The 14998-nt window shown below is 59.3% G+C and carries 11 protein-coding genes and 1 pseudogene; 6 read left to right on the top strand and 6 right to left on the bottom strand.

All coding sequences use genetic code 11. The features are described from left to right. Nucleotides 1–673 precede the first annotated feature (673 nt). The 3 genes from A6A03_RS14010 to A6A03_RS14005 form a co-directional block, all read right to left on the bottom strand. Entirely contained in the window at nucleotides 674–1786 is a 1113-nt protein-coding gene (locus A6A03_RS14010; protein WP_066789564.1) for a hypothetical protein, read from the bottom strand. A gap of 142 nt (nucleotides 1787–1928) precedes the next feature. Beyond that, nucleotides 1929–2093, bottom strand: a complete 165-nt coding sequence (locus tag A6A03_RS20430; protein ID WP_156525348.1) for a hypothetical protein — start codon at nucleotides 2091–2093, stop codon at nucleotides 1929–1931. Further along, nucleotides 2090–3475: an Hsp70 family protein gene (locus tag A6A03_RS14005; RefSeq protein ID WP_245668994.1), complete on the bottom strand. Its 1386-nt coding sequence runs from the start codon at nucleotides 3473–3475 to the stop codon at nucleotides 2090–2092. The genes A6A03_RS20430 and A6A03_RS14005 overlap by 4 nt, the downstream gene beginning before the upstream one ends. Before the next feature lie 185 nt (nucleotides 3476–3660). On the opposite strand from A6A03_RS14005, the gene A6A03_RS14000 reads away from it, so the two are divergent. Both A6A03_RS14000 and A6A03_RS13995 read left to right on the top strand, forming a co-directional pair. Further along, nucleotides 3661–4941 (top strand): sugar ABC transporter substrate-binding protein, encoded by a 1281-nt coding sequence (locus tag A6A03_RS14000; protein ID WP_066789562.1) that lies wholly within the window; start codon nucleotides 3661–3663, stop codon nucleotides 4939–4941. A 228-nt stretch (nucleotides 4942–5169) separates the two neighbouring features. Beyond that, nucleotides 5170–5538, top strand: a complete 369-nt coding sequence (locus A6A03_RS13995; RefSeq protein ID WP_012256185.1) for a roadblock/LC7 domain-containing protein — start codon at nucleotides 5170–5172, stop codon at nucleotides 5536–5538. A gap of 222 nt (nucleotides 5539–5760) precedes the next feature. Here A6A03_RS13995 and A6A03_RS13990 read toward each other — a convergent pair. The 3 genes and pseudogenes from A6A03_RS13990 to A6A03_RS13980 all read right to left on the bottom strand — a co-directional run bounded on the left by A6A03_RS13990 (nucleotide 5761) and on the right by A6A03_RS13980 (nucleotide 8957). After that, nucleotides 5761–6739: pseudogene (locus tag A6A03_RS13990) on the bottom strand (TIGR00266 family protein). A 73-nt stretch (nucleotides 6740–6812) separates the two neighbouring features. Then, on the bottom strand, nucleotides 6813–8069 hold the full coding sequence (gene rho, locus A6A03_RS13985) for a transcription termination factor Rho (RefSeq protein ID WP_066789560.1): 1257 nt from the start codon (nucleotides 8067–8069) through the stop codon (nucleotides 6813–6815). A 366-nt stretch (nucleotides 8070–8435) separates the two neighbouring features. After that, on the bottom strand, nucleotides 8436–8957 hold the full coding sequence (locus tag A6A03_RS13980) for an adenine phosphoribosyltransferase (protein ID WP_066789559.1): 522 nt from the start codon (nucleotides 8955–8957) through the stop codon (nucleotides 8436–8438). Between the two features lie 1047 nt (nucleotides 8958–10004). Between A6A03_RS13980 and A6A03_RS13975 the strand changes: the two genes are divergently transcribed. The 4 genes from A6A03_RS13975 (at nucleotide 10005) to A6A03_RS13960 (ending at nucleotide 14988) form a co-directional block, all read left to right on the top strand. Further along, complete coding sequence (locus A6A03_RS13975) at nucleotides 10005–10946, top strand: ABC transporter ATP-binding protein (RefSeq protein WP_066789557.1); 942 nt, start codon at nucleotides 10005–10007, stop codon at nucleotides 10944–10946. 173 nt (nucleotides 10947–11119) lie between these two features. Further along, on the top strand, nucleotides 11120–11914 hold the full coding sequence (locus A6A03_RS13970) for an ABC transporter permease subunit (RefSeq protein WP_066789555.1): 795 nt from the start codon (nucleotides 11120–11122) through the stop codon (nucleotides 11912–11914). Nucleotides 11915–11967: 53 nt separating this feature from the next. After that, the gene (locus A6A03_RS13965; RefSeq protein ID WP_082908976.1) at nucleotides 11968–13968 is read left to right on the top strand and encodes a GAF domain-containing protein; all 2001 of its coding nucleotides are present in this window, start codon (nucleotides 11968–11970) and stop codon (nucleotides 13966–13968) included. A 60-nt stretch (nucleotides 13969–14028) separates the two neighbouring features. After that, the gene (locus A6A03_RS13960; RefSeq protein WP_066789554.1) at nucleotides 14029–14988 is read left to right on the top strand and encodes a TerC family protein; all 960 of its coding nucleotides are present in this window, start codon (nucleotides 14029–14031) and stop codon (nucleotides 14986–14988) included. The last annotated feature ends 10 nt before the right edge of the window (nucleotides 14989–14998 follow it).

The raw sequence follows: 14998 nt of genomic DNA, 5'->3' as shown, positions 1-14998 counted from the left end.
GGCAAGCAGCCCGCGCAGCGGGCTTCGTACCCCTAGCCCGGCCCTTTAGGGCCGGTTTTGGACGGATGTTCTGTCCGTCCTTGAACGCCAGTGGGAGCGGGGCCGGGAGGGAGGGCAAGCAGCCCGCGCAGCGGGCTTCGTACCCCTAGCCCGGCCCTTTAGGGCCGGGTTTTGGACGGATGTTCTGTCCGTCCTTGAACGCCAGCGGGAGCGGGGCCGGGAGGGAGGGCAAGCAGCCCGCGCAGCGGGCTTCGTACCCCTAGCCCGGCCCTTTAGGGCCGGGTTTTGGACGGATGTTCTGTCCGTCCTTGAACGCCAGCGGGAGCGGGGCCGGGAGGGAGGGCAAGCAGCCCGCGCAGCGGGCTTCGTACCCCTAGCCCGGCCCTTTAGGGCCGGGTTCTGGACGGATGTTCTGTCCGCCCTCTCCCGTGCCAGCGGGAGCGGGGCCGGGGGCGAGGGCAAGCAGCCCGCGCAGCGGGCTTCGTACCCCTAGCCCGGCCCTTTAGGGCCGGGTTTTAGATGGGTGTTCTGTTCGTCCTTGAACGCCAGCGGGAGCGGGGCCGGGGGTGAGGGGAAGCTCCTGCTGGAGTGCGGCAGTTTCACTGCCGCATAGACAATAACAACCCCTCTCCCATCACGTGAGAGAGGGGCTAGGAGTGCGGGCCAACAGCCGCTACGCCGACAATGCGCTCAGCGTACTGAGCTGGCGATAACGCTCAACCAGCTCAGTATACGGCTTGACGAGCCAATACTGCAATTTGACCCGCTGCCCTTTTTCGGCGATGGCTTGCACAATCTTCGCAACCTCATCCACCTCATTGCTGATCGACTTCCAAAACTCCTGCTCGGTCTGGCTGGCAATCGCCAGCACATGCTCCAGCCGCCATCCCAGTTCGATCAGCAACGGGTAGACCAACGTCTGATCAAACGCTTGGGTTGCTTTCTTTTGTTCTTGGGCAAGAGCGTTATCATATATCATCCGGATCAACGGATTCCGTAAGAACCACTCAATGACGTCGGGGGGCAGTTTGCCGCCATTACGCAGCGCCTCTTTATACTGTTGCGGGATCAACAGATTCTGTAAGACCCACTCGACGAGGTCGGGTGGCAATTGATCAACCCAGAGCGGTTCCACCTTTATCTGTTCAAGCTTGGCCTGCCATTCCCGGCGCAGCACTGCGCGCAGCTCGCGCAGCTCTTGCCGCATCCGCCACAGTTCCATCCGCGCCGTTTGATCGATCGGTCGCGCGCAGAGTTCACGCGCCGCATAAAAGATGCGCTCAACCTTGGCCCATTGATCGATCTGGCGCATCATGATGAGCCAGTTCACGCCTTGGCGGATCTGTTCGATCCGCTGGACGAGATCGCCGGTAGCGATAATATGCGCCGCTGCCACCGCCACCGTAGCCAGCGCTGCCACCACCCGCACAGAATGCTGGGAAATCCGGCCCATTTCCACGATCCGCCCCTGCACATCGACGAGAATTGGACGCTGGCCGTTGCCCATCAGGGTAGCTTTGCCGAGTGACAGTAAGCGCTGGCCTTCTGGTGAAAAGACTACGGTATAAGCACCCTTGCTCGCATTCAATTCGACCGCTTGCACGAGCATGGTGCTGCTGTTGCCAATGCCCATACTCGCAAGCCGGTGGTTGAGATTGCTGGCAAGCGATGCATTGAGATGGGTGGCGAATACCTCTGGCGAGCGGACAATCTCTTCAAAACCGGCGGCGCCAAACGGCCATTGGAACATGTAGGCGGATGCATTGCTGGGAGTGATGGCATCCATACTGTAACCCTTCTGGTTTATTTATCACTGCGGTTAATATATCCAGAGGGTGTAACGATGGCATAACCGAACCTCATGTGCATTGTACATCAGGACGGCTAGCGATAAGGGGCAAGCCCTCTAGCGCTGCCCAGCGGTGCGGCTATTGCGCCTTGCCGGCCAGTGACGAACCAGCCGGCGGTGCGGCTACTACGCCTTGCCGGCCAGTGACGAACCAGCCGGCGGTGCGGCTACTGCACCTTGCCGGCCAGTGACGAACCACACCGCCGGTCAACTTTACGCGATCAATACCCTCCCATTCGTTCATTCGTTATCCCATTCGTTGTCCCATTCGTTATCCCATTCGTTGTCCCATTCGTTGCCCGCTTGAATCGCTAACCCAGCCGCGACACTGGTAAAGACATCCATCTCTTGCAGCTTGTCAGCGCCGAACTTCTCGCTCAGCATCCGCACGAAGCGCGGCACGCGCGAACTGCCGCCGGTGCGCAGCACAACATCGATCTGCTCAGGTCGCAATCCGGCTGTCTTTAGGGCGCGATCAATGCACGCCTCGACCGCGCGCACGTCGGGGCCGATCAGCCGCTCGAAGTCCCAGCGCGGGATCTCATCGCGCACCGTGATCTCACCCATATCGAGCGTGAACGTCGCTCGTTCAGCTTGCGATAGCGCCACTTTCGTGCGTTCCACCGCCTCGTACATCGGCAGACCGTAGTTCTTGCGCACCAGCGTGCGCAGCGCCTGCAATTCGCGCGGACGGTCGCTAATCGCTGCCGCTTCATCAATAATCGCCAGATATTTAGGCTGCGTCAGGTCAATAATCGCCTGCCACTCGCTCAGGTGTTCGAGTACGTGGTTCGGAAACGGCAACCGGCGTGCTCCCAGTGTTGCCCCTTCGCCGAAGTGGCGCAGCAACCGGCCCATCACGATCCGGCGGTCGAGCAGATCGCCACCCACCGGTACGCCGTCGGTCGCCAAGAAGGTAGGCCGTCCACGCTCGTCGAGTTCCATAATCGTGATGTCGAGCGTACCGCCGCCAAAGTCAAACACCAGCGCCCGTTGCTCGCGCTGGTTAGTGCGGGCATACGATAGCGCTGCCGCCGTTGGCTCTTCCAGAAAGCTGAACGAGCGAATGCCGGCGAGCCGGCAAGCTGCCTGCATGCGTTGAAATGCGAGCGCATCGCTGGCCGGGTCAGTCGCGTAATGCACCGGTCGCCCGATCACCAGATGGCTGACCGGCTGGCCGAGCTGCTGCTCGATCCGCTCGACGATCATGCGCAAGACGAGAGCAATCAGCTCTTCCAGCGTGTAATAGACGCCAAAGACGTTGGTTTTCTGAAAGCTGCGATCGCGCAGACTGCTCTTGAGCGACTGAAACAGCCGGCCCGGCGCGTTGGCGTCAACTTTAACGTACAGCGCCTGCGTCACCGTGCCGCTCTCGGCGAAGGTCAGTTCGGCGTCGCCAATGTATTTCCACACATACTCGATCTCGCGCCCGACATTGCCTTCGGTAAAGCGGTTAATCGCCTCGCGGCCAATGAACGGCACGCCCTCGCGGGTGATAAACAGCGTCGAGCGCAGAATCGCCGGTTGCGCATTCACCGGGTCGAGGTCGAGCAAGCGCAGATTGTGACCATCGTAGACCGCAGCGCTTGAGTTGGTGGTGCCAAAGTCAAGCCCGACGCGCATCATCACACCTCCTCTGGTTGATGGCTGAACTGTTAGGGTAGCGGGTGTTGATGATTCTGTCAATCGGGCGCAAGGCTGATAAGCGTTGCATTGTATCGTTGCGCTAGTTGCGTATCTTTGCCGCCATCCTCAATCCCCGCACGCATCCTGTTATAATGAAACAGCCCGGCTGACCCAGCGAGGATGATGTGCGTTGCCAGTTTTTGTTTCGCCGCTTGCTGCTGCTCTGGCTGCTAGTATTTATCTCATGTTCCGCGCCGCCGGCCAGCGCACCGCTCAATCGATCCGACCGCGTCATACTGCGCCTCTGGCATGCGTGGCCGGCAGCGGAAGGCCGTGTCTTGCAGACCCTCGTTGATCAGTTTAATCAGACGCATCCGCAATGGCAGATTATTGTCCAAGCGCGACCGGCGGTGTCGCTGCCCATGGATGTGGCCACGGCAGTGAACGAAGGCGGCGGCCCGCATCTCGTGATCGTTCAGAGCCATACCCTCGGTATGCTCGTGAGCGCGGGTGCGCTGCGCCCGCTCGATGATCTGATATCGGCGAGCGAATTGAATAGCCTGATTCCCGCAGCCACCGGAGCGGCTCGCGTGACCGTCGGCGATCAGCCAACGCTGTTCGGCCTGCCGATCAGTTTTGATACGTTGGCCTTGTACTACAACCGCGCCAACGTATTACAACCGCCGGGTAGCGTCGAAGAGCTACTGCTGACCGGACGGGCGCTGACCGATCGCGAGCGGGTGCCGCCGGTGTGGGGGTTTGCCTACAATCTTGCCCTTGATCGAACTATCGGCTACCTATATGCCTTTGGTGGCCGGGTATTTGATGAGAATGGCGCTGTGGTGTTAGGTGACGGCGGGCGGGCCGGCGCCGAGCGTTGGTTAGCGTGGTTGAGCGAACTCTACCGCGATGAGCGTGTGCTGGCGACGCTCGACGGCGTGGTCGTCGATCGAGTCTTGCAAGCGCGTGAGGCGATTATGACCATCGATTGGGCCCATGCCCAAGCCGAGTATCGCGCGATCTGGAATGACCAGCTTGGCGTGACGCCGCTGCCGAAGCTGAACGCTACCGATCGCCCGCCGCAACCGTATGTGCAGGCCGATGTGATCGTGGTCAATGCGCGTTTAACCGATCAGGCCGAACAAGCTGCTGCGCAAGCGTTTATGCGGTTTATGATCGAGGTCAGTAGCCAGCGCGCCTTGTTGGCTGCCGGTCGCCAACCCACCCAACTGGCCCTTCAGCTCAGTGACACTGACCTCGATGATCGGGTGCAGTTGGCGGCGGCCCGCGCGTTTCGCGCCCAAGCTCAGCAAGGCTTGCCAATGCCTGCCGACCGGCTCGCGAATGAAGTGGTCTGGACGACGCTGGTCGATATGCACCTTAGCGCGGTGCGCGGCTTGCTCACCCCGGAACAGGCCGTGACCATCGCCGATGAAATTCTCCGCAGCCGGTTTGCGCCACCGTAACCGAGTTGACCAACAGCGCAAAACCCCTTACAATGACAGCAACGTTCACGGTCTACCAAACGCTCCATGGGCAAAAAGCCGGCAAACCTAGTTGCTGTGCTTGCAAAGATGTAGTAGAATAAGCGACGTGTAGGCCGTCGTAAAGGTAGTTCTGCACTAGTCAGTGTCAAGGCCCACACGGTTTCGTCTTTGTCCCGAACTGGCTGACGGCCTCTAAGGAGGATATGAATGGCAAGCAGAACCGAAGAGATGGTGCGGCATCTAAAGGCCCTATCGATGAACACGCCCGATATTGAGGCCTCCGCCGTAGTGAGCGTCGATGGCCTCATCATGGCTTCGGCGCTGCCGGCAGATGTCGAAGAAGATCGCGTCTCGGCGATGAGCGCCGCTATGCTCTCGCTCGGTGAGCGGATCGCCAGCGAGTTGCGGCGCGGGCAGCTCGATCAGGTCTTTGTGCGTGGTGAAGATGGGTACGTCATCCTGATGGCTATCGGTGAAGAAGCGGTATTGACTGCGCTGGCGCAAAGCCGGGCCAAGCTCGGTCTGGTGTTCCTCGATATGCGGCGCACGGCGAACGAGTTGGTCAACCTCGTCTAGCCCTTGCTCGCTCAGCCAGCCGGGAAGATGCTCATACAGCCCGCTCTCGGCGGGCTGTTTGTGTCTTGCGGGTGGTTACGATGGATAGTCGTAAAGGGGCAGAGCAACGCTCTGCCCCCAATCTTTTCACGGATAGCCAGCGTGTCGCTCGGCCCTCCTAGTCGTTCGTAAACAAGCTGCCTAAGTTGATCCCACTCGAACTAGTCGCCAACCCCAACTTCGTTAGCCAGATAGAAAGTTCGTAAACAAGCTGCCTAAGTTGATCCCACTCGAACTGCTCGATCCGCCAGTGCTCGGCATGTATTGGGCAAGCTTCTTGGCCAAATTCATCGCCGGCATTGTTTGCAGCCAGACTCGCCCCGGCCCGCGCAAGGTGGTTAGGAACAACCCTTCACCGCCGAAGAGGATGTTCTTGAAGCCGCGCACCATCTCAACATCAAACTGGACGGTCGGCTCGTACATCGCCACGTGACCAGTGTCCACCTTCAGCATCTGGTTGGCTTCCAGCGTATACTCGATAATATCGCCGTCAAGCTCGACAAACGCCAGCCCCGGCCCAGTCAGTTTTTGCATAATGAAGCCTTCGCCGCCGAAGAAACCGGCGCCGAGTTTGCGGCGAAAGTGAATATCGAGCGAGACGCTGCGCTCAGCGCACATAAAGGCGTCCTTTTGGCAGATCATCGATTGGCCCGGCCCAAGGTTGAGCGGGATGATCTTGCCCGGCAGCTCAGCCGAGAAGCCAATGATCCCCGGCCCGCCTTGCGGCGTGAAGTTGACCATAAAGATCGACTCACCTGAAAACATCCGCTTAAACGCCCCGCCCAAGCCGCCTTCCATATTGGTCTGCATTTGGACGTTGGCACTCAATCCAGCTCATGCCGCCGCGTTCCGAAAAGACAGTCTGGCCGGCAGGCACCTCTAGAACGACCGCCTGCATGGTGGTGCCGATAATCTTGAAGCGGAGACCGCTGGCGCCAACCCCGGCGCCAGCGACTGGCGGTTCGGGCAGATCGAGCCGTTCACCGGGACGGTTGTCGTACACATCGGCCATACTCGCAGCATCACCTGACGGCGGGATCAGCGAGGGTGGGGTGGGTGGCATTGGCGGCGGAGTTGGCGTAGCTGGCGCCAGCCGATACCCGCAATTTGTGCAAAAACGTGTTCCGGGAGCAACAGGTGAGCCACATTGCGGACAATTCATACCGCGACCTCCTACGACTGCGGCGGGTTCGATATCAGACGCAACAATGTACGCGCCACGCCTCGTAAATGTTTCAGCTCTTGCTCAAGGTTTGCAAGAATTCGGCGTTCGATTTGGTCTTCGCCATCCGGGTCAGCATCAGCTCGGTGCCCTCATTGTCGCCGAGCATGCTCACCATGCGGCGCAGCGTCCACACTTGGCGGAGCGTCTCTGGACTAAGCAGGAGATCCTCGCGGCGAGTGCCCGAACGTTGAATATCGATCGCAGGGAAGATGCGCTTTTCAGCCAATTTGCGATCGAGGTGCAGCTCCATATTGCCGGTGCCTTTAAATTCCTCGTAAATCACATCATCCATGCGCGAGCCGGTATCGATCAAACAGGTGGCGATAATCGTCAGCGAACCGCCGTTTTCGATATTGCGCGCCGCGCCAAAGAATCGTTTGGGCGGGTAGAGCGCCACCGGATCGATCCCGCCTGAGAGGGTGCGCCCGCTCGGCGGCATAGCGACGTTGTAGGCGCGGGCCAATCGGGTGATCGAGTCCATCAGGATCACCACATCATGCCCGATCTCAACCAGCCGTTTCGCCCGTTCGAGCGTCATCTCAGCGACTTTGGTGTGATTTTCGACCGGCTCGTCAAAAGTCGAAGAGATGACCTCGCCGCGCACCGAACGGCGCATATCAGTCACCTCTTCAGGCCGTTCGCCAATCAGCAGCACCATCAAGTGAATGTCCGGGTAGTTGGTGGTGATGCCATTGGCGATCGCTTTGAGCAGCATCGTCTTGCCGGCTTTGGGCGGCGAGACGATCAAGCCCCGTTGTCCGCGCCCGATCGGGGCAATCAGATCGACCAGCCGCGTATGCAAGAGGTTTGGCTCAGTCTCTAACTTGATCTGTTCGTTAGGAAAGATCGGGGTCAGTTGATCGAAGAAGGGCCGGTTGCGCGCTGTTTCGGGGTCGAGGTCGTTAATCTTTTCAACCCGTAAGAGCGAATAATACCGCTCGCTCTCTTTCGGCGGGCGAATCTGCCCCCAGATCCGGTCGCCGCTGCGCAAGGCAAACCGGCGAATCTGTGATTGCGACACATAGACATCTTCGGGACTGGAGAGCATGCGATTGCCACGCAAAAAGCCAAAACCTTCCGGCATGATATCTAAGATGCCGTCACTGTAAATAGTGCCGGGATCAACCGCTTGTTCAATCGTTTGGGCATGCAGTAATTTGTCGATTAATTCACGTTTTTTGAGGGCGCTAACCCCTGAGATGTCAAGTTTACGCGCCATCTCGCGTAAATCCGCGAGGGTTTTGTTTTCTAGTTCGGCCACCGTCATCACGATACGTACTCCTTGGAACAGCAAGAATGAAGGGAAACAAGACTGAATTCACTCACACGCGCCAGATCCTTTGGCCGGTTGGATCAGGCGGTCTTCATGAAGCATGCAGAAACGAACTTACTTTGTTGTGTATTGAACCAGCATACAACGAGAGCCGGTAATGAGCGCGATGCCTGCTTGGCAATGTGAAGATGGGGAAATTGTCGCAGCGCCAGCGGCGCAGGAGTCACGGAGCGCTACGATCATCTTGCATCCGGGATTTGGGTTTAGTATAACACGTATGTCAAGATCACCGCAAGCTGTTGCGCTGAAAGCGCGGCGGCAAGCGCCTTGCCTGCCGCCGCGCTCTCGCGCCAAGGGCGCTTAAAATTGAATCAGCGAGAAGATGTTATGATTGCGCAATCGCTCCCGCCCGTTGAGGAACGTCAGTTCAATCACGAATGCTAATTCGGCTACCTGCCCGCCGGCCATCCCGATCAAATCGCACGCCGCCGCAATGGTACCGCCCGTCGCCAGCAGATCATCAATCACCAGCACCCGCGCCCCCGGCTGGAAGGCGTCGCGGTGAATCTCTAACTTGTTTGTCCCGTACTCCAGTTGGTATTCGATCTGGTAGGTCGCTGCCGGTAGTTTGCCCGGCTTGCGAATCGGCACGAGCCCGACGCCGAGCCGGTAGGCCAGCGGCGCGCTAAAGATGAACCCGCGCGACTCGATGCCGACGACGGCGTCAATCTGCTGGTCGCGATACCGTTCGTGCAACCGGTCGATCACTTCGCTAAACGCCGGCCCGTTGCCGATCAGGGTCGTAATATCTTTGAACTGAATGCCGGGGATCGGGAAATCGGGAATGTTCCGGATCAGACTGGCTAAATCTTGCCGCGCCATACACCCTCCATCATAAAACAGTTGCCCCTGCACTCGCTATTATAGAGAACTCAGGAATCTTTGCACGAGATACTTTGTGATGTGCGTCGCGAGTGGGGTCTGGTTGTCTCGCTATGCTTGCGATGTGCAATCTATAAATATACAGCCAAATGGCAAGACGTGATGTTTCCTGCTTCTGCTCTCGTGGCAGGAGTGCGCCCCATCTGTCATTGCGAGGGAGCGGCGGCCCCAGCGCAGCGCGGGGCCGCCCGACCGAAGCAATCTCCCACTTCAGCGAGAAGAGCCGCTGCGCGGGTAGATGGCCCTCATCCCACCGCCCCTGCTCCCACCTGACGGCGGGCGCAGGGGAGCCGCTGGGTGGGCGGCACCGACCCTGTTCTCGCGGAACGCAGGAGCGCCCCTCTCCCGCGCCAGCGGGAGAGGGGCCGGGGGTGAGGGTGAACCAGCTCCCGCTTTTCTCTTGTCATTGCGAGCCGGATTGCGCGAAATCGATGTCACATATCCAACCTCGCTATTGCTATTATAGAGAACTCAGGAAGCTTTGCACGAGATACTTTGTGATGTGCGTCGCGAACGTTGGATTGGGGGTAGCCCCACCCTCGCCCTTCCCCGGAGGGAGCGGGAGCGATCCACCCCTCCCCCAGCGGGGGAGGGGCAAGGGGTGGGGGCAGATCATCCCCAGCGAGAGAGGGGCCGGGGGTGGGGGCCATACCTTCTTGTCATTGCGAGGGAGCGGCGGCCCCAGCGCAGAGCGGGGCCGCCCGACCGCAGCAATCTCCCGCTTCAGCGGAACCGATTTGCTTATTCATCACTTCCGCGCTCGTGGTACTATGTCATGGCGCGGGTACGTCAGGCCCGCAGCAATCCTCTAACGAGATTGCTACCAGTAATGGATCAACCAGCGCTAACGCACTTCGTAAGGAACGCGCCTTACCTGTAGGTTTAACTTGTCATAATATTTTTCAGCGTCGATAAACACAGCCTGCAATCCTATGCACCTGTTGGCTGCCCCGCCAGCCACTTCCGCGATCTGATCACGAGAATGCTATGAATGCCATCGAATGCCACCGTCTCACCCGCCACTTTGATCGTCTAGTGGCGGTTGCCGATCTCGATCTGGCGATTCCAGCGGGGACGATCTTTGGGTTTCTTGGCCCCAACGGCGCCGGTAAGACGACGACGGTGCGCATGTTGTGCGCCTTGATTGCGCCATCGAGCGGTACTGCCCGGGTGGCTGGGTTTGATGTGCAAACCCAAGCCGCCGCGGTGCGGGCCGTGACCGGTATCTTGACCGAAACTCCCGGCTTGTACGATACTCTCAGCGCGCTCGAAAATCTGACCTTTTTCGCCCGGCTCTACGGTCTCTCGGCGACGCAAGCCGCTGAGCGCGCTGCCCATTATCTGCGGCTGTTTGAATTGTGGGAACGGCGCAACGATCCGGTTGGCGGTTTTTCTAAAGGCATGCGCCAGAAGTTGGCGATCGCGCGGGCCTTGCTCCACGATCCGGCGGTGGTCTTTCTTGATGAGCCGACCGCCGGCCTCGATCCGGCTGCGGCGCGGGCGGTGCGCGATGTGATTAAGACGCTGCGCGCCGGCGGGCGTACGATCTTTCTCACTACCCATAATCTGGCCGAGGCTGATGAGCTGTGCGATCTGATCGGCGTCTTCCGTACCCGTTTGATCTCGCTCGATACGCCGGCCAACCTCCGCGCTCGCCTGTTCGGCCAGAGCGTGCGGGTCGTGCTGGCCGGCCCTGCGGCGCCGCTGGCGCCATTGGTGCAGCAGTTGCCGTTTGTGTCCGGTGTGGACGCCGAGGAGCGAGTGTTGTTGGTGCGGCTCGCCAATCCTGACCAGCATAATCCGGCGCTGGTGCGAGCGTTGGTCGCTGCCGGGGCCGATGTCTGCTATCTCGAACCGTTTACCCCTTCGCTTGAGACGGTCTATCTCGAGCTGATGCAAGAAGCGGTCACGGTAGACAGCGCAAGCTGAACGTTGGGCGTATCAGGTGGTCGCTTGTACGTGTGGCATGCGGCAGTCAAACCCGGCGAAACTGTGCTCACCGGGTCACGGAATTCGAGGGTGGTTTCTTGCACGGGTGGCATGCGGCAGTCAAACTGCCGCACTCTATAGGATGGCGCAATACAAAGAGAGCGAGAATCCGTATGCTCCATTGGGATCGCATCACCGTCTTGATTCGCAAAGAGTGGCTGGAGCTGCGCCGTTCGCGCGGTTTGCTGCTCAGCACCTTTGTGCCGCCGCTGATCTTGCCGCTCTTTGCCCTCGGCTTAATCTTCGCGATGGGGCTGGTCAGCGATCCTGATACGGCCGAGATCCCGGCTGCGGCGATCGATCCGGCGCTGGCCGGTCTCGGTCTCGAAGCCTTGGCCCAAGTGATCTTTGGCCGCCAGTTTTCCACCCTCTTTTTATTGTTGCCGATGGTGATTCCCAATGTGCTCGCGTCGTACAGCATCGTCGGCGAGAAGAATCGCCGCACGCTTGAGCCGCTGCTGGCGGCGCCGATTTCGGTCGGCGATTTGTTGTTGGGCAAGGTGTTGGCGGCGATTATTCCCGGTATCGCCTTGACATGGCTGTGCGCACTGCTCTTTGCCGCCGGGTTAGGCTTCGTCGCCATCGATCCAGTGGTGCCGGGGTTGGTGTTGCATCCGGGGTGGATCGTCATGTTGCTGTTGGCGAGCCCGCTGCTGGCCCTCATTGCCGTTGCGCTGACGGTGATGGTCTCGGCGCGGGTGAACGATCCGCGCAGCGCGCAGCAGATCGCCGGCGTGCTGATTGTGCCGGTGATGTTGCTCTTCTTCGGCCAGATGCTGGGACTATTTGTGCTTGATCCGGCAGTTGCGCTGCTCTTCTCGCTGGTGTTGGCATTGGTTGCAGTTGGTTTGCTGTGGCTAGCAACCCAAGCCTTTCAGCGCGAGAAGATTCTCACGCGCTGGCGCTGATCAACCTTGCGCGACGGGGTATAATTGACCCAAACATTCGTTGAGGGTGGCCTATGAGCGCAACCAGCTTGCCTATGTATGAGGTGCTGACATCGCAACCGCCTGATCTGATCGGCGCGTTGCGCGAGACAATTCCATCGATCGGTATGCTGATCGATGCGCTGGAACACCAGTCTGATCCGGCGATGCGCTTAAGCTTGTTGCGGCAGATCGGTACCGAGTGGCATGCCTGCGGCGGTTTGGCCGAGGTGTTGACCGAGCTGGGGTTGCATCTGGCTGCCCGCTTGCCGATGTCGCAAGGGGTGGTGGTCAGCGAATTGTTGCTCGCCTTTGGCGCCGCCCAAGAAGAGCAGCGTACCCGCGAATGGGAGGCGCGGCTGGTCGAACGCGCCGACCAGCTCGATGGTCTCCACCGGATTATTTCCGCCGCCAATTCGACCCTCGACCTTGATACCTCACTGCAAACGGTGGTTGAGACGGTGGCGCACGTGATGAACGTCGAGGTCTGTTCGATCTACCTCTACGACAAGCACCGTGATGATCTGGTCTTGCGCGCGACCCATGGCCTCAACCGGGCAGCGGTCGGGCAGGTGGTGGCCCGCTTGGGCGAAGGCGTGACCGGTTGGGCGGCCCAACTCGGTTATCCGGTCTCGGTGAGCGATGTCTACAAAGATCCGCGCTACCACCGCGAGCCGCAACTCGGCGAAGAGATTTTTCGCTCGATGCTGGCGGTGCCGATCGTGCTTTTCTCGGCTGAACGGTTTCAGTTTAGCGCCGATAAACTGCAAGGCGTGATTACGGTGCAGACGATCGCGCCACGCGATTTTACCCAAGAAGAGATTTCGTTTGTCGAGATGGCTGCCGGCGAATTGGCCTTCTTTATCGCCAATGCCCAGCTCTATCAGCAGACCGATGAACGTCTGCATCAGAAATTGCGTGAGTTGACCACGCTCCAACAGGTCTCAAAATCGATCGCCGAACAGATCGGTTTGCACGATGTGCTGAATCTGATCGCTGAAAAGGCGGTCGATTTGTCGAAGGTCGATCGGGCGACCATCTTTCAAGTTGGCGAGGATGGCAATCTGAAGCTGGTGGCCAGTTATGGCGGCGAGGGTGACGGCGTGCGCGACCTGATTATTCAGACCGTGCGTGATGGCCGTCCGCTGGCTGTGATGAACGCCTATCAAGATGCGCGCTTTCCGCAGTTGCCGGAGGTGGCTCGCCGCGAGAACTTCCATTCGCTCTTCTGCATGCCGTTGCGCGCCCGTGGCCGCACGATCGGCGGCATCTGCCTCTACCGCAGCGAACCGCACTTGTTCGATTACGAGCAGGTGCGCTTGCTCAATACTTTTGCTGACGAAGCGGCGATTGCCATCGAAAATGCCCGGCTTTACGAAGAGAGCCTGCGCGCGTTGCGCGTCAAGTCGGCCCTGCTCAAAGAGATGCACCACCGCGTGCGCAATAATCTGCAAACGATCGCCGCACTGTTGTCGATGCAGTTGCGCCGGCTTGACCCCGCCAGTCCCGGCGCGAAAGCGTTGCGTGAGAGCGCTGCCCGCATTCAAGCCATTGCCGCCATTCACAATTTGCTGTCGCGTGATGATATCGGCGTGACGACGGTCGGCGCCGTTGCCCGGCAAGTGATCGAGAACGTCCAGACCCCGCTGATCGAGTCTGATGTTCGGGTTGAGTTTGCCATCCTTGGCGATGAGGTGCGGATTGGCTCACGCGATGCGACCATATTGGCGTTAGTCATTAACGAGTTGATTGATAATGCGTTGACGCACGGACTTGCTGCCGAAGGCGGCCGGATCGAGGTGGAAGCGGTGCTTGAGCAAGGGCAAATATTCATGGAAGTGCGCGATGACGGCCCGCGCCATCCGCCGCCGCCGCCCCGACCGAGCAGCGGGTTGGGCCTGCAAATTATCGAAACACTGGTCAAGAGTGATCTGGATGGGTCATTCAATTTGATCCGTGACGAAGCCGCCGGTTGGATGCGGGCGCAGGTGCGGTTCCCACAGCGGATCGTCGAAGACGACCGCATCGATGTGTAACCCTGCTGTAGGGACGCACGGCTGTGCGTCCCGCCATCGTAGTACAACCAAGGAGCAATTGTGGAACCCACAATTTGGGCATGGATTGCCTTCCATGCAGTTGTCTTCTTCGTATTAGCCCTTGATTTGGGGGTGTTCCATCGCCGTTCGCACCGGGTGTCGGCGCGTGAAGCCGGGATCTGGACGTTGGTGTGGATTTCACTTTCGATGGCGTTCAATGGCCTGATCTGGCTCTGGCGCGGCCCTGAAGATGCGCTGAACTTCCTCACCGCATATTTGGTCGAATATTCGCTGAGTGTTGATAATATCTTTGTGTTTGTATTGCTGTTCGGCTACTTTCGCGTGCCGCCGCAGTACCAGCATCGTGTGCTCTTCTGGGGCATTCTGGGTGCGTTGTTGATGCGCGGCTCGATGATTTTGCTCGGCGCGGCATTGATTGAACGGTTTCAGTGGATTCTCTATGTCTTCGGTGCATTTCTGTTCGTGACCGGTGTGAAGCTCTTCTTTCAAGACGATGATCCCGACGTCGATCCGCAGCAGAACCCATTGGCCCGCTTGGTGCGCCGGTTCTTGCCGGTAACTGCCGATCTGCGCGGCGACCGGTTCTTCGTGCGTGAAGAGGGCCGATTCAGCGCAACCCCGCTCTTGCTGGTGCTGGTGATTGTGGAGAGTACCGATTTGCTGTTTGCGGTTGACTCGATTCCCGCTATCTTCGGCATCACCCACGATCCGTTTATTGTCTACACCTCGAATATCTGCGCGATCCTCGGCCTGCGCTCGCTCTATTTCCTGCTGGCGAGCTTTATGCGCGCGTTTTATTACCTTCGCTTCGGGCTGGCGATTATCTTGTCATTCATTGGGGTAAAGATGCTCACCCCGTTGGTTACCGGTTGGTTTCTCGGCGGCCATGGGTTGCACATTCCCACCACCGTCTCGCTCGCGGTGATTGTGGTCACGTTGCTGGTCGCGGTCGCAGCATCGATCATCCGGTCGCGGCGATTGGCCGCTGCGGCCGATTAGCGCCGGAAGG

The organism is Chloroflexus islandicus (assembly GCF_001650695.1).
Taxonomy (GTDB): domain Bacteria; phylum Chloroflexota; class Chloroflexia; order Chloroflexales; family Chloroflexaceae; genus Chloroflexus; species Chloroflexus islandicus.
This window is presented reverse-complemented; position numbering and strand designations above follow the sequence as displayed.

What these genes read in the sequence shown, in the direction of transcription:
- A6A03_RS14010 (WP_066789564.1), bottom strand. Translation starts at nt 1,786, where the DNA reads ATGGATGCCATCACTCCCAGCAATGCATCCGCCTACATGTTCCAATGG.
- A6A03_RS13975 (WP_066789557.1), top strand. Translation starts at nt 10,005, where the DNA reads ATGAATGCCATCGAATGCCACCGTCTCACCCGCCACTTTGATCGTCTA.
- A6A03_RS14005 (WP_245668994.1), bottom strand. Translation starts at nt 3,475, where the DNA reads ATGATGCGCGTCGGGCTTGACTTTGGCACCACCAACTCAAGCGCTGCG.
- A6A03_RS13980 (WP_066789559.1), bottom strand. Translation starts at nt 8,957, where the DNA reads ATGGCGCGGCAAGATTTAGCCAGTCTGATCCGGAACATTCCCGATTTC.
- A6A03_RS13965 (WP_082908976.1), top strand. Translation starts at nt 11,968, where the DNA reads ATGAGCGCAACCAGCTTGCCTATGTATGAGGTGCTGACATCGCAACCG.
- rho (WP_066789560.1), bottom strand. Translation starts at nt 8,069, where the DNA reads ATGACGGTGGCCGAACTAGAAAACAAAACCCTCGCGGATTTACGCGAG.
- A6A03_RS13970 (WP_066789555.1), top strand. Translation starts at nt 11,120, where the DNA reads ATGCTCCATTGGGATCGCATCACCGTCTTGATTCGCAAAGAGTGGCTG.
- A6A03_RS20430 (WP_156525348.1), bottom strand. Translation starts at nt 2,093, where the DNA reads ATGAACGAATGGGAGGGTATTGATCGCGTAAAGTTGACCGGCGGTGTG.
- A6A03_RS13995 (WP_012256185.1), top strand. Translation starts at nt 5,170, where the DNA reads ATGGCAAGCAGAACCGAAGAGATGGTGCGGCATCTAAAGGCCCTATCG.